The following is a 14,970-nucleotide window of genomic DNA, read 5'->3' on the forward strand; positions in this document are numbered from 1 at the left end:
TTTGTGGTCATTTGCTGCATACATGCCTCGGAAGAAAATTAAGTTCTCTCCAAAAGCACATCACTTACGCACTGGGATCTACCGCCCAAAAACGGGTTTAAATCTCGTCAGGTGTGCGCAGGTTAGTTACCGCAATTCGTTCAGCATGCTTACGTTCTCTTTCTGGCTGCATATTGGCACGGTAGACACCTTGGTCACCGACAACCCAAGAGAGAGGGCGACGCTCTTTACCAATGGATTCCTGCAATAGCAATAACGCTTGCATATAGGCTTCCGGGCGCGGTGGACAGCCAGGAATATAGACATCTACCGGTAGGAATTTATCCACACCTTGCACAACGGAGTAGATATCGTACATACCGCCTGAGTTAGCGCAGGCCCCCATGGAAATAACCCATTTTGGTTCCAGCATTTGTTCATATAAACGCTGAATAACCGGGGCCATTTTGGTAAAGCAGGTTCCGGCCACCACCATAAAATCGGCCTGACGCGGGGATGCACGCAATACTTCAGCGCCGAAACGGGCGACGTCATGTACAGCCGTGAACGAAGTCACCATCTCGACATAACAACAAGAAAGGCCGAAGTTATAAGGCCAAAGAGAGTTTTTACGCCCCCAGTTCACCATGTCATGCATGGCGTTTTCAAGTTTACCCATGTAAACACTACGGTGGACATGTTGCTCGAGAGGATCGCCGCTGACGGTTTCCTGAGTTTGCAGGGGGTAACGGTCATTCTCACCGTTAGGGTCTATGCGGGTGAGCGTATAGTCCATGTTAATGCCTCGCTATATTTATTGACCACTATTCCTTTTGCACTTGGTGCTGCAGGGTTGTTAGCTACGTTCACTGACCCGAATCACTAACTGATGTCAGCTTATCGGGATTCGTTCGCTTGCTGGCTACCTGCAACGCTAAGCTCTTGGGATATATCTTGCGGATGACTGCTGGCGTATCTCACGGTACTTGGTTTGCTCACACGACGATTAGAACGTGTAGGAGTCCAATCCAGGGCGCCAATGCGCACCAGATAAAACAAACCAGCCAAGAGCACCAAAATGAAAATGGCTGCTTCGATAAAGCCTATCCAGCCACTCTCACGAATGGAGATTGACCAGGCATAAAGGTAGAGGGCTTCAACATCGAAAATAACGAAAAACATCGCAACCAGATAAAACTTGGCGGACAGGCGCATACGCGCAGAGCCTACTGAATCTATACCTGATTCATAAGGCACGTTTTTGGCACGAGCCTGGGCTCTCCCCCCGAGGAAGTACGCACCTAAAAGCATCAAACCGCACAGCCCAACAGCGCCGATGAGGAATACAGTAAACGCCCAGTGATGAGCGATAATTTCAGTGGTTGTTGACATACGCATTGCTTACTCATCAAAAGTGGCGTCGGACATGCTGCTCTTGTGCTGGCAGTTAGTGCACCACATCGATTCAAAGGGAAGGATTAAAAACCACACTTAACACACTGTCGTTACACCCTCTTAGCCAGTGTTTTACTGTGGGCTTTTTACTCCTTTCAATAACCTTTTGTCAACTTTGACAAAAGTAACTACACATTAATTTACAAACATGCTGTTTTGCTTAACATTTGAAACACCCTGACGAGCTAAATCGAGTCAGTCGTTTGTTCAGCAAGAACATACACATAGAAACCCGTGTGGATAGATCGCTTTAACTATACCATTGTCTCAGGAATATCCTGTTCTTCCACTCAGTAGTGGACAGTATTTTTTTGATCCAGGACACGTTTTGAGTGTTATTTCATAAATATTCGACATTAAAACTTCCACTTTCATGAAAATAATTAATGAAACGTAGTTTTAATAAAATGCGAAGGAATTTATCAAAGGAAAAATAACGAGGTTATTGACAAAGTGCCCGCGACGGAGAGAACAGGCAGATCGTAAAGACGCCGTAAATACATCCATGTAGGCTCGAGCCGCGCCATCCTTGGCGCGGACGCTTTACTCCTCTGCCTATCCTCACCGTTCAAGATTGAGTCATCGGGGTTTGTCAGCAGTCTGAATAACCCATTGGTATTATATGGTTTATTTCCTGTGGAATCACCGATACTGGCCGGGATAAATGAAGTAAAACGGCACGTTGAATATAAAATTAAGCTGAAACACCAGAAAAAGACACCTATAAAATAAACAAAAAAAAGCCTCTTAAAATACAGAGGCTTGCGATTATGAATTGAAAACAGGTTACTTAATTTTTATCACCTATCAAATAATCGGAATCCAATATTAATGAAGATTCTGACGACATGGTGTGCTGATAACTGTTTTGTAAGGCACTGAAAATAGCGAGCGCCAGTTCATTGTCACACTGTTTGTCTTTACATAAGACATACCGTGTTTCAGGTAAACCAGGCACCCCTTCAGTTTCGCCCAACACTCTTAAATCTGGGCTCATCATCTCTATAGGCCTGGCGGTCACCCCCAGTCCTGCTCTTACTGCCGCTCGAATGGCAGAAAGTGAAGAGGCTACGTAGGCAATACGCCATGGAACCCCCGCCTGAGTTAGGTGCTCAATAGCCATATCACGGTACAGGCTTGGCTCATCCATCACCACTAAAGGCACTGGCTCTCCAGGCTGAAACTGATAATCCACCGAACAATACCAAAGCGTGGGAGATGTTCTCAAAATGACATGGGGATGGCTATCAACCTTAGCGGTTGTGATAGCCAAATCCACCTCACCAGAGCTCAACATATCAGCGATAAATGGACTGCGTTTTACCCGTACATCTATCGCTAGCCGAGGGTATAGTGTTGCCACCCGGTTCAACAAGAAAGGCAGTAACGTATCGGCAGTATCATCAGATGCGCCGATAATAAGTGACCCTTCCATATTGCTGTACATGAGTGATGTACAAGCTTCATCATTAAAACGTAAGATTTTTCTGGCATAGCCAAGTAGCTGGAGACCATGTTCAGTTAGTAATTTGTTACGCCCGTGGCGGGCAAATAACTCTTTACCAACTAACTGCTCTAACCGTTGCATTTGTTGGCTAACTGCTGACTGAGTTCGGCAGACCGCAGCAGCAGCTGCAGCAAAAGTATTTAAGTCAGCAACAGCTACAAAGGTTCTAAGCAGATCGAGGTCGAGATTAATTATCGGACGATTTGCATTTGTCATAGTGTATTCTTCACTTTTTTTGAATTCTAATTACAAACTACCCTGGTGTTTTAAGTATCAGCGTTATCAATAAAGGACAACGCTAAGTATGACAGTACCCCAGTCATTGGAGTAGGGCAAAAAAATTACTTATATTTCGTTACCGTTATCTCTTTTTAAAAAAAAACCATCGGCTACCGCCATGTATATAAATGTAAATGATTTTATAGAAATTCACTAAATCTTCGATAAATGAAGGTTTTTCCGTTATTAGCCCTACCGTTTGATGGCTTATAAAACCTAAATATTCCTGTTTTAATTAAATAAACACTATAGTTCAGTGGTTAAACATCAAAAAACATCAATATATTTCAGCTTAGACTTTTTATCTAACCCAGCAGATTCAAGTAATAACATTTGATAAGCATCATAATTTAAAGAACTTAACATTAGTTATTCTTAATAGTTTTCCTATTTACAGATTTTCCCCATCCTAACGTAACCAATATGTATGATGATATAAACGAAAAAGAATGGATGAGTACGATTAAAGATACGATGCGATTTAATGCCATTCGGTTCTATACAAAAAAAACTTTCCTCACCAGAAACTCAACGTCTGCTGAATGTTCTCTTTTTAAGCCCAGGATATAGCCAACATCAACCACATAAAGTGTATGACCAATGAGTAAATCAAACATAATTGAGAATGAATAGGGATAAAAACACGGATGGATCTATCCCACCTTTTCTGTCGGTAATCATTTACATGAAACTGGTGTATAGAACTTCAAAAATCAGTGGCGTCGGAGTACATTGAGTACCTTGCAGTGTTCCACGCTGAGGACACGCTTTTACCAGCAAAAGGCTCATTTTTTATGTCCCCCATTGAGAAATCCAGCAAACTGGACAACGTCTGTTATGACATTCGTGGACCGGTGCTAAAAGAAGCTAAACGTCTTGAAGAGGAAGGTAACAAGGTTCTGAAACTAAACATCGGTAACCCTGCCCCGTTTGGTTTCGATGCACCCGATGAGATTCTGGTGGATGTAATCCGTAATTTACCAACCGCACAAGGCTATTGCGACTCCAAAGGCTTATTTTCGGCACGTAAAGCCATCATGCAGCACTATCAAGCCCGCAATATCCGTGACCTGACGGTCGAGGATATCTATATTGGAAACGGTGTTTCTGAGTTGATCGTTCAATCCATGCAAGCATTACTGAATTTGGGTGATGAAATGCTGGTACCCGCACCAGATTACCCGCTGTGGACAGCAGCCGTATCACTCTCAAGTGGTAAAGCGGTTCATTATATGTGTGATGAGGAGTCAGGCTGGTTCCCTGATTTGGATGATATGCGTAGCAAAATCACTCCGCGTACCCGTGGGATTGTGATTATCAACCCGAATAACCCAACCGGTGCGGTATACAGTAAAGAGCTGCTGTTAGAAATTGTTGAAATCGCCCGCCAGAATGACCTGATTATTTTCGCTGATGAGATCTACGATAAGATTTTGTATGACGATGCTCAGCACCATTCTATTGCCGCATTAGCCCCTGATTTACTGACCGTTACGTTCAATGGGCTTTCCAAGACTTACCGTGTTGCTGGTTTCCGTCAAGGCTGGATGGTGTTGAACGGGCCGAAAAAGCACGCTAAAGGGTATATTGAAGGCTTGGAAATGCTGGCATCGATGCGTTTGTGCGCCAACGTGCCAATGCAGCATGCTATTCAAACCGCATTGGGTGGCTATCAAAGCATTAGTGAATTTATCCAACCTGGTGGCCGTTTGTATGAACAGCGTGATCGGGCCTGGGAGCTTATCAATCAGATCCCCGGAGTTTCCTGTGTAAAACCTCAGGGCGCGTTGTATATGTTCCCACGCATTGATCAGAAACGTTTTAACCTGAAAGACGATCAGAAATTGGTATTGGATCTGTTGTTGCAAGAGAAAGTGCTGTTGGTGCAAGGTAGTGCCTTTAACTGGCCGTACCCGGACCATGTGCGGATCGTCACGTTGCCACGGGTGGATGAGTTAGAGATGGCGGTGAGGAAGCTGGGGCGGTTCTTAGAGACGTATCATCAGTAATTGTATGATTGGGGGATGAGGGCTGTTGATGAATCACTAAATCATCATCAACTGGAGCCTGATCCCCCGAACAAGTCAATTAATGTCAACTGAAACCCGATCCGATATGATAGCCGCTGATTCACCGACAGACAGAAAAGAGAATAAATCATGAGTCACTTCTTCGCTCATCTATCCCGCCTAAAACTCATCAACCGCTGGCCGTTGATGCGTAACGTCCGCACGGAAAATGTTTCAGAACACAGCTTGCAGGTCGCGTTTGTCGCTCATGCATTGGCCATCATTAAGAACCGTAAATTTAATGGCAATCTCAATGCCGAGCGTATCGCCCTACTGGCGATGTACCACGATGCCAGCGAAGTGATTACCGGGGATTTGCCAACCCCTATCAAATACCACAATCCCAAAATTGCACATGAATACAAAAAAATAGAGAAAGTTGCTCAACAAAAACTGATCGAAATGCTGCCCAAAGAGTTACAACATGATTTCCGCTGTCTACTGGATGAGCATTATTACAGCGAAGAGGAGAAAGCGCTGGTTAAACAAGCCGATGCTCTGTGTGCGTACCTGAAATGCCTGGAGGAATTATCCGCCGGTAATAATGAATTTATTCAGGCTAAAGCCCGGTTGGAGAAGACGTTGGCAATACGCCAAAGCCCAGAGATGGATTACTTTATGGCAGTCTTTGTGCCAAGTTTTAGTTTATCTCTGGATGAAATCAGCCTCGATTCACTGGATTGATCTTTATAGCCTGCTTGTGCAGGCTATAAATTATGATAAGAGATAATTAGCAGTTATGTCTGGCAATATCTTCTCTCAGCACGCTTATAGGATCCATAATACTTACCGACCCAACAAAGCTACTTCTGTTTTCTATGACTTTTTTCCTACACTCTGCTTTTTTCTTTTCCTCTACCAGTTTTTTATTTTCGGCAAGAAACTGCTCAACTGTCATCGCATGAACATATCCCGCTTGCATGGAACCAACCAGAACCGCAATACAAACCGTTGAAATTAATGATAACTTCATGAAAATCCCTTTACTTGTAATAATTAAAATAATTTACATAAAAATGCAAATATCAGTATCAATATAATTCAATTAGCGTTAATTGAACTTGATTATAGTTACACGCAATATTAGACCCATCAAATAAAACTAATGAAATAAATATTATTTCATGTTTATTTATTCTATTTATTTATATAAAAAGAGATTGGGTTTTATTGCTAAATAATTATTTTTATTTTGACAATAAATTTTTTGCGATAGAAAAAAGATGAGCCTCGATATCATTAAAATAATTCGAGTGGCAGGAAGCAGTCACTAAGCGACAAATCGATCGGGAGTAATCTGAACACGGCTTACGGTAAGAGGCGAGGCCCACGGATGGGCCAAGTAACGAAGACTGACAACACTCCGGCAACTTGAAGTACTACGGGTATCGGGTAATCAGAATGGGAATAGTAAGGGAACTACCATCACACTGACGATCATGACCAGTACAGTAAACGGCACCCCCATACGGACAAAATCACCGAATTTATAACCACCGGGGCCTAAGACCAATGTATTCACCGGCGAAGATACTGGCGTCATAAAAGCAGCCGACGCGGCGATACCAATAATCATGGCGAAGGGATACGGAGAAAGCGCCATCTCACGGGCAGTCGCAATAGCAATTGGTGCCATTAATACGGCTGTGGCGGTATTAGAGATGAACAGCCCAATCGTCGCACACAGCGCAAATAAGCACAGCAACATCACCCTTGGCCCCATGCCACCCGCGACATCCATTAGTCCGCGAACAATCAAATCTACCCCACCGGTTTTCTGCAATGCCTGGGCGAAAGGCATCATCCCGATAATTAGAATCAAACTCGGCCAATGGATTGAACGGTAGGCACTTTCCATATCGATACACCGGAACTGCCCCATCAACAGACAGGCCACCAGCGCAGCAATGACATTCGGGACTTCATCAGTCAGCATCATGGCAACCATAAGCGCCAGGCAGAATAGCGCATGGGGAGCTTGTGAAATAGCTGGCGCAACTTCATCAACTTCAGCAGGCAGGTTCAGAACAATAAAATCGCGGGTTTTTAACTGCAACTGGCGAATCAATTTCCAATCGCCGATCACCAGCAAAATATCGCCAAACTGTAACTTGTCATCAACCAACTTGCCTTCTAATGTCTTGCCGTTGCGGCGGATCCCCACCACATTCAAACCATAACGGCTACGAAAAGCCACCTCACGCAAATTTTTTCCCAACAGTGCCGAATCCGGGATCAACGAAACCTCCGCCATCCCCACATTGCGGGATTGTTCAGAGAAATATTCACCACGTAACACCAGTGGTTCTAACATCTGTTCGCTACAAAATTCACGTAAATCCATATCACAATCGGACATGTCAATTAGCAACACATCGTTTTCACGCAGTTCCGACGAACCTGTCGCGCTCACCATTACCCGACGAAAACGCCGCCACCGTTCAATGCCCACCACATTCGCCCCATAGCGGGCGCGCAGATGCAATTCATCGAGTGAGCGACCAATCAACGGAGAATCATGGCGGATAGCCAGACGACGGGCACGGCCTGTCAGCTTATAATCGCGAATCAGATCACGGAAGGTACGCCGCTTCCATTGCTCTTTCTCTGAGTGCTCTTGTTTGCCTCCCAGCCAGCGCCGGGCAACTAACATGTATGCCACTCCTAAGAACAAAATGATAATACCGATCGGTGTGACGCCAAAAAAACCGAACCCCTTGATCCCTTCACGCACTAACTCACTGTTAACCACCATATTGGGGGGGGTTGCTACCAGCGTCATCATACCGCTGATTAAACCGGCAAAACTCAGTGGCATCATCAAACGGCCCGGTGAGATTTTCATCCGGCTAGCCACACTCAGTACCACTGGAATAAAAATCGCCACGACGCCAGTTGAACTCATAAAGGCACCCAATCCGGCGACGGTAACCATTAACAACGCCAACATTTTCGTTTCACTGTGACCAGCCACTTTCACCAACCAGTCCCCCATCTGGTAGGCAACACCGGTCCTGACTAACCCTTCGCCAATCACAAACAGCGCAGCAATCAAGATAACATTGGGGTCACTGAACCCACTGGTTGCCTCAGATAATGACAATGTTCCACTCATCACAAAGGCAATAATCACCAACAACGCCACGACATCCATTCGCAGTTTATTAGTGGTAAACAGCACAATAGCTATCAGCAGTAGCGTCAACACCCACAGTAGTTCGCTGTTCAAAATGGCCTCGTTGGTAAAACAGAAAGTGAAAGAAAATATCCGGCTCTGGCAGTAAAACATTAAATTTGTCTAGGGCCGCTGTCTGAGATCAATAATGACTGCAAATTTATGCGCTTACTATCCCAAGACCGCATTAATAGTGAGATATTCTGCAAAGAAAAGGTTTTCGATAATAGGATCGGACGGTTCGCCTCTTTAACGATACAAAAAAGGTGCCATCAAGGCACCCTACTATTGGCTTATCACCCTACGACAGCACCTGCAACAGGGTACCGTTAGCCGCCATGCAGATTAAGGCAATAACCGAACCACCGCACCATGAGAAGTGGCGTCTACCACCAATTGTTCCAGTGAGTGAAGCACCAGATCAACCTGATCGAGTTTTGGGGTATCTGTTGGTGCATTAACCGCAATCACCTGACAGCCGGCCGCTAGCCCCGAAAGGATCCCGGCGGGGGCATCTTCCACCACAATACAATCCGCAGGGGCAAGCCCTAAACGTTCGGCCCCTAACAAATAGGCATCAGGCTCAGGTTTACCCTGCTTCACCAATTCGGCGGTCACAAACACCTTCGGCTCCGGCAAATAACCTGCCGCCCGGCGAGCCGAGGCAACAGGTATCGAACCTGAAGTCACTATCGCCCACGGAATAGCCAGTTCATTCAACCGGGTCAACAGTGCCACCGCCCCTGGTAGCGCAGTCACCCCCTCAGTATCATTGGCTTCAATTTGCTCTAATGCCAGAAATTCGTCCTGAATTTCAGCTTCACTGGCACCCGGCATAAAATGACGTAAAGAGGTAATCGCTTGTTTACCATGAATAAAATCCAGAACTTCTGATGGATTAACCCCTCGACGTTGCGCCCAGCCAATCCAGGCACGTTCAACAACAGGTAATGAATCAACCAACGTCCCGTCTAAATCAAAAAGAAAACCTTTACACTCCACAAGCACATCCCCTTAAAACCTCTCTCCCCTCGCGGTTGACGTTGGATATCAATCGGCGGGGCAATATTATTTGTATCGTGAACCAGAACAGCATCGACCTTCCAGCACTGCTCTGGTTACGTCTTTATCCGTCGACAAACTTAGCAATAATAGCAGCTGATTAATCAGGCATTAATAATTTGCGAAATTTCGACGGCGCTCAAATGATATTGCCGTGGACATGATTGCCAAATAGCCAGCATCCGCTGGTATTTATCCCACATAGGCGTTTGGGAATTGAAACCGTGGGTACCTGAATCGAAGTGGGTATAACGCCCTTCCGTATTGACCATAAAACGGACATAACTGAGATAACGGGATTCCGTGGCTGCATCAAAACCGAGGAATGAAATACGGCGTTCATCCAGGTCCTGCTTCTCTTTCAAGTTCCCCCAAGAAACCTGTAAAGCGTGATGCATCTCCATGATATTAATGATAATACGGCAAGTATCTTCGCTCATCTCACCAAAATCACGATCCAACTCACGCATTTGCAGACCAAATCCCCGCTCAACAATCGTTTGCTGGCGACGATAACGCTCTGCATTTTCCGGATCCAACATGGTCATCATTTTGTACTGATTTGACAGAATCAGCCGTTGGGCGTTTGTCATATCCATCACTAAACTCCTAAAGCATAAATAATGGGTAAATCATCGCATACAGGCTGAGATCATACTTTGATTTGACAAGGGATTCTCATAGGGAATTACTGGGAGCAAACAATAAAAATTCACAATTTATACCCGTCATATTTCAATCAAGCAATAAGGCGCGACCTCCGTCTTTAGCTTTCGCCTGCTGTTTTAGCTTTAGTCAGCTTTTTTTGGCTTTAGACTGCTATAGAAAATAGAGAAATAGAGAAATAGAGAAAAACCGCACTTACAAATCATCGAGAAACGTTTTATCTAACTGTTTAAAGGCACGTTTTAGCAGATCAGCCAAAGACTGATAAGTTGGAGTCTGTTCGATGGGCGCGACCACTTGCCCTGCTTCGGACAGTTTATTACGCACTTCATGAAACCACTGCAATAACGTAGGGGGTAACGGCGTGATCGCCCGTTTACCTAACCACCATAATCCTTGCAGCGGTAAACCGCAGGCAAAGAGCGCCGTGGCGATCGCTGGCCCAAGTTGCCCCCCCAACGCTATCTGCCAGGTCAGGGTAAAAATGGCCAATGGGGGCATAAAGCGGATACCAAAACGGGTCACCACCGTGACACGATTCTCGGGGAACACCGGAGCCAAGCGCTTGTCCGCCGGCCAGGTCTTCATATAATGCTGACCGCGCTGGAGTAACTGAAACCAGCTTACCGAATCAGAGGGTTTAATTGTCATGGCTCACCTCAACTTCACAAACAAAGATTAAAATTTTTTTAGCAACCCGCAAACTAAAAATTAGTCTGTTAAATATATTTTGTTTTTAGCCCGCGCTATCGGTATCCTAGCCCGGCCTTTAGGCCGCTAGAAGATGGCACTGAATATGTCAAACTTTTATAGCAGTTAAATGACTTTTGTTAAATTTTATCGACTTTTATCATCAGGATTTAACGTTTTATCAGTGATTTCTCTATCATCATGCCTTTTTTGCTATCGCATGATGTTAATCATTAATGTCAACGCCATTATGCGCTACGCTTTTGGGCAGATTGACGTTTTATTAACTCCGTATTTTTCACTGTTTTTGTGGAGTCGATGGGACAATACGCATCGCTCTTGCAAAAAACAAATGTTAAACACGACTATTATACATAGGTACTTCCATGTCGAGTAAGCTAGTACTGGTTCTTAACTGCGGTAGCTCCTCCCTGAAATTTGCAATCATCGATGCGACCAACGGTGAAGAACATATTTCTGGTTTAGCCGAATGTTTCCATCTGCCAGAAGCCCGTATCAAATGGAAAGTTGACGGCGGTAAGCAGGAAGCAGCATTGGGTGCTGGTGCAGCACACAGCGAAGCACTGAATTTTATTGTTAATACTATTTTGGCACAAAAACCAGAGCTTTCTGCTCAGTTGACGGCTATCGGTCACCGTATTGTTCACGGCGGCGAGAAATTCACTTCATCAGTTATCGTTACCGAAGAAGTTATTCAGGGTATCAAAGATTCTATCCCGTTTGCACCACTACACAACCCTGCCCACTTGATCGGTATTGCTGAAGCATTGAAATCCTTCCCTAATTTGGCGGATAAAAATGTGGCTGTCTTTGACACCGCGTTCCATCAGACCATGCCGGAAGAGTCTTATCTCTATGCTCTGCCGTACAGCCTGTATAAAGATCACGGTATCCGCCGCTATGGCGCACACGGCACCAGCCACTTCTATGTTAGCCAAGAAGCCGCCAAGGTCTTGAACAAGCCGCTGGAAGAACTGAACGTTATTACCTGCCATTTGGGCAATGGTGGTTCAGTAACCGCAGTACGTAACGGTAAATGTGTCGATACGTCTATGGGTCTGACGCCACTGGAAGGTCTGGTGATGGGGACCCGCAGTGGTGATCTGGACCCAGCTATTATCTTCCATCTGCATGATGCTATGGGCATGAGCGTTGATCAAATCAACAAGTTGCTGACCAAAGAGTCAGGGCTGTTGGGGCTGACTGAAGTCACCAGCGACTGCCGTTATGTTGAAGATAACTACGCCACCAAAGCTGATGCTAAACGTGCGATGGATGTGTTCTGTCACCGTTTGGCAAAATATATCGGTTCCTATACCGCGCTGATGGATGGTCGTCTGGATGCGGTCATCTTCACCGGTGGTATTGGTGAAAATGCCGCAATGGTCCGTGAACTGACGCTGGACAAACTGGGCCTGCTGGGCTTTGAAATTGACCACGAACGCAATATGGCAGCACGCTTTGGCAAGTCAGGTACCATCACCAAAGATAACAGCCGCCTGGCTCTGGTTATCCCAACCAACGAAGAATTGGTTATCGCACAAGACGCAGCCCGTCTGACTGCGTAATCCACACTTATATACCCAAAGTACTTGGTGTTGCAGGTAGCCCCCCAGCAACACCAAGTACGAAGGGAATACTGTAAAGAGGTTTAGCCGTGTCCCGTACAATAATGTTGATCCCAACAGGCACCAGCGTTGGTTTAACCAGCGTCAGCTTAGGTGTCATCCGTTCCATGGAGCAAAAAGGGGTAAGCTTGAGTGTGTTCAAGCCTATCGCCCAGCCACGTGCTGGTAATGATGCACCTGACCAAACCACGACCATCATCCGGGCGAACTCCAGCATCACTGCTGCTGAACCGCTGAACATGAACTACGTGGAAACCTTGCTGAGTTCTAACCAGCAAGATGTCTTGATGGAAGAAATTGTTGCTCGTTATCACGAAAATACCAAAGACGCAGAAGTGGTTCTGGTTGAAGGTCTGGTGCCAACACGCAAACATCAGTTTGCCAATGCACTGAACTATGAAATCGCTAAAACTCTGAACGCTGAAATCGTCTTTGTTATTGCCCTTGGTAATGACTCGCCAGATCAGTTGAAAGAGCGTATCGAACTGGCTCGTTCCAGTTTTGGTGGCAGCAAAAACAAAAATATCACTGGCGTTATCATCAATAAACTGAATGCCCCAGTTGATGAACAAGGCCGTACCCGCCCTGACCTGTCTGAAATCTTTGATGACTCCACCAAGGCCAGTGTCGCGAACATCGATCCAAGCCAGCTATTCGCGAACAGCCCGATCCCCGTTCTGGGCTGCGTACCGTGGAGCTTTGAGCTGATTGCCACCCGTGCCATTGATATGGCCAAGCACCTGGATGCTCGCATTATTAACGAAGGCGATATTAAAACGCGTCGGGTTAAATCAGTGACATTCTGTGCGCGCAGCATCCCACATATGCTGGAGCACTTCCGTCCGGGTTCTCTGCTGGTGACCTCCGCAGACCGCCCTGATGTGCTGGTGTCTGCCTGTCTGGCGGCGATGAACGGCGTTGAAATCGGTGCTATCCTGCTGACCGGTGGTTATGCCATTGATGATCGTATCAATAATTTGTGTGAACGTGCCTTCCAAACTGGCTTGCCAGTATTTATGGTTGATACCAACACCTGGCAGACGTCCCTGAGCCTGCAAAGCTTCAATCTGGAAGTCCCGGCAGATGACCATGAGCGTGTTGAGAAGCTGCAAAACTACGTTGCCAGCCATATCAGCAGCGAGTGGATCGACTCCCTGACCGCCGCCTCTGAGCGTCCACGTCGCTTGTCTCCACCGGCCTTCCGTTATGAGTTGACTGAGTTGGCCCGTCAAGCTGGCAAACGTATCGTACTACCAGAAGGCGATGAGCCGCGCACCATTAAAGCCGCGTCTATCTGTGCTGAACGTGGTATCGCCACTTGTGTACTGTTAGGTAACCCGGAAGAGATCCAACGCGTTGCCGCATCTCAAGGTGTTGAGCTGGGTAAAGGCGTTGAAATTATCGACCCTGTGGCGGTACGTGAGCAATATGTTCCACGCCTGGTTGAGCTGCGTAAGAGCAAAGGCATGACCGAAGTGGTTGCCCGTGAACAGTTGGAAGACAACGTGGTTCTCGGCACCCTGATGCTGGAGAAAGGGGAAGTTGACGGTCTGGTTTCTGGCGCAGTACATACCACCGCGAACACCATCCGCCCACCACTACAGTTAATCAAAACCGCACCGGGCAGTTCGCTGGTCTCCTCTGTGTTCTTCATGCTGCTGCCTGACCAGGTTCTGGTGTACGGCGACTGCGCGATCAACCCAGACCCAACGGCGGAGCAACTGTCTGAGATTGCTATCCAATCGGCTGACTCTGCGGCAGCCTTTGGTATCGAACCTCGTGTGGCGATGATCTCGTACTCCACCGGTAACTCCGGTGCTGGTAGCGATGTCGAAAAAGTGCGTGAAGCCACTCGTCTCGCCCAAGAAAAACGCCCAGATCTGATCATCGATGGCCCGTTACAGTATGATGCGGCAATCATGGCGGATGTGGCTAAATCTAAAGCGCCTAACTCACCGGTAGCAGGTAGAGCGACCGTGTTCATCTTCCCAGATCTGAACACCGGTAACACCACCTATAAAGCCGTGCAACGTTCTGCCGACCTGATCTCTATTGGGCCGATGTTGCAAGGAATGCGCAAACCAGTGAACGATTTGTCCCGTGGTGCGCTGGTAGACGATATTGTCTATACCGTGGCGCTGACGGCGATCCAATCTGCTCAGGCTGATTCAGCCGCGTCTTAATCTTCGGGTTAATGTTGTCTCAGAAACGCCAGCCTCTGCGCTGGCGTTTGAGGTTGATGACAAAATGCCAACGGCGGAGTGAACAGGCAGATCGTAAAGACGCCGTTTATACATCCATGTAGGCTCGAGCCGCAACATCTATGGCGCAGACGCTTTACTCTTCTGCCTATCCTCACCGTTTCAGATCGAGTCACCAGACTGCTGGTTTTTTATTACAGGGTCCCGCGCACACACAAAGACCGCCATTATGAACTAC

Annotated in this window: 12 protein-coding genes and 1 pseudogene; 4 read left to right on the forward strand and 9 right to left on the reverse strand. The window is 46.5% G+C overall.

What is annotated here, in order from left to right:
* Positions 1 to 97: 97 nt before the first annotated feature.
* The 4 genes and pseudogenes from AC971_RS09550 to rovM all read right to left on the reverse strand — a co-directional run bounded on the left by AC971_RS09550 (position 98) and on the right by rovM (position 3,157).
* A complete protein-coding gene (locus AC971_RS09550) occupies positions 98 to 775 on the reverse strand; it encodes a NuoB/complex I 20 kDa subunit family protein (protein WP_002210278.1) in 678 nt (225 codons plus the stop codon).
* A 101-nt stretch (positions 776 to 876) separates the two neighbouring features.
* A complete protein-coding gene (locus AC971_RS09555) occupies positions 877 to 1,377 on the reverse strand; it encodes an NADH-quinone oxidoreductase subunit A (protein WP_025384308.1) in 501 nt (166 codons plus the stop codon).
* A 495-nt stretch (positions 1,378 to 1,872) separates the two neighbouring features.
* Positions 1,873 to 1,941, reverse strand: a pseudogene (locus AC971_RS25120) (gluconate 5-dehydrogenase); the annotation flags it as partial.
* 283 nt (positions 1,942 to 2,224) lie between these two features.
* The gene (rovM, locus tag AC971_RS09560) at positions 2,225 to 3,157 is read right to left on the reverse strand and encodes a virulence transcriptional regulator RovM (RefSeq protein WP_025384309.1); all 933 of its coding nucleotides are present in this window, start codon (positions 3,155 to 3,157) and stop codon (positions 2,225 to 2,227) included.
* A gap of 857 nt (positions 3,158 to 4,014) precedes the next feature.
* Here rovM and AC971_RS09565 point away from each other — a divergent pair.
* Both AC971_RS09565 and yfbR read left to right on the forward strand, forming a co-directional pair.
* Positions 4,015 to 5,229 (forward strand): pyridoxal phosphate-dependent aminotransferase, encoded by a 1,215-nt coding sequence (locus tag AC971_RS09565; protein ID WP_025384310.1) that lies wholly within the window; start codon positions 4,015 to 4,017, stop codon positions 5,227 to 5,229.
* 150 nt (positions 5,230 to 5,379) lie between these two features.
* A complete protein-coding gene (yfbR, locus tag AC971_RS09570; protein ID WP_002210283.1) occupies positions 5,380 to 5,973 on the forward strand; it encodes a 5'-deoxynucleotidase in 594 nt (197 codons plus the stop codon).
* A gap of 46 nt (positions 5,974 to 6,019) precedes the next feature.
* On the opposite strand, the gene AC971_RS09575 is transcribed toward yfbR, so the two are convergent.
* The 5 genes from AC971_RS09575 to yfbV all read right to left on the reverse strand — a co-directional run bounded on the left by AC971_RS09575 (position 6,020) and on the right by yfbV (position 10,843).
* Positions 6,020 to 6,262, reverse strand: coding sequence for a hypothetical protein (locus AC971_RS09575; protein WP_072081324.1), 243 nt, complete (start codon positions 6,260 to 6,262; stop codon positions 6,020 to 6,022).
* Between the two features lie 423 nt (positions 6,263 to 6,685).
* On the reverse strand, positions 6,686 to 8,518 hold the full coding sequence (locus tag AC971_RS09580) for an SLC13 family permease (RefSeq protein ID WP_038402744.1): 1,833 nt from the start codon (positions 8,516 to 8,518) through the stop codon (positions 6,686 to 6,688).
* A gap of 291 nt (positions 8,519 to 8,809) precedes the next feature.
* The gene (locus AC971_RS09585; RefSeq protein ID WP_025384313.1) at positions 8,810 to 9,466 is read right to left on the reverse strand and encodes a sugar phosphatase; all 657 of its coding nucleotides are present in this window, start codon (positions 9,464 to 9,466) and stop codon (positions 8,810 to 8,812) included.
* Between the two features lie 164 nt (positions 9,467 to 9,630).
* A complete protein-coding gene (locus AC971_RS09590) occupies positions 9,631 to 10,125 on the reverse strand; it encodes a YfbU family protein (RefSeq protein WP_025384314.1) in 495 nt (164 codons plus the stop codon).
* A 262-nt stretch (positions 10,126 to 10,387) separates the two neighbouring features.
* Positions 10,388 to 10,843, reverse strand: a complete 456-nt coding sequence (yfbV, locus tag AC971_RS09595; RefSeq protein WP_025384315.1) for a terminus macrodomain insulation protein YfbV — start codon at positions 10,841 to 10,843, stop codon at positions 10,388 to 10,390.
* A 425-nt stretch (positions 10,844 to 11,268) separates the two neighbouring features.
* Here yfbV and ackA point away from each other — a divergent pair, with 425 nt between their 5' ends.
* Both ackA and pta read left to right on the forward strand, forming a co-directional pair.
* Positions 11,269 to 12,471, forward strand: coding sequence for an acetate kinase (gene ackA, locus AC971_RS09600; protein ID WP_025384316.1), 1,203 nt, complete (start codon positions 11,269 to 11,271; stop codon positions 12,469 to 12,471).
* Between the two features lie 104 nt (positions 12,472 to 12,575).
* Positions 12,576 to 14,714, forward strand: a complete 2,139-nt coding sequence (gene pta / locus AC971_RS09605) for a phosphate acetyltransferase (protein WP_025384317.1) — start codon at positions 12,576 to 12,578, stop codon at positions 14,712 to 14,714.
* Positions 14,715 to 14,970 lie beyond the last annotated feature (256 nt).

It is taken from the genome of Yersinia similis (genome assembly GCF_001053095.1).
Lineage (GTDB): Bacteria > Pseudomonadota > Gammaproteobacteria > Enterobacterales > Enterobacteriaceae > Yersinia > Yersinia similis.